The organism is Paraburkholderia sp. BR10937 (assembly GCF_040965695.1).
GTDB lineage: Bacteria > Pseudomonadota > Gammaproteobacteria > Burkholderiales > Burkholderiaceae > Paraburkholderia.
Window position 1 is genome coordinate 1 of sequence record NZ_JBFRCL010000279.1, and the last position, 238, is coordinate 238.

Consider the following 238-nt stretch of genomic DNA (forward strand, 5'->3'; position numbering starts at 1 on the left):
GTAGCCTGCGAAAAGCTACGGGGAGCTGGCAAACAAGCTTTGATCCGTAGATGTCCGAATGGGGAAACCCACTCCGAATGGAGTATCCATGGCTGAATACATAGGCCATGCGAAGCGAACGCGGCGAACTGAAACATCTAAGTAGCCGCAGGAAAAGAAATCAACCGAGATTCCCAAAGTAGTGGCGAGCGAAATGGGACCAGCCTGTACTCTTTATCCGTACCGTCAGCCAAACGCT

1 rRNA gene is annotated in these 238 nt (G+C 51.7%); it reads left to right on the top strand.

The window, feature by feature from the left end:
* Nucleotides 1-238 (top strand): 23S ribosomal RNA (locus tag AB4Y44_RS42975); the annotation flags it as partial.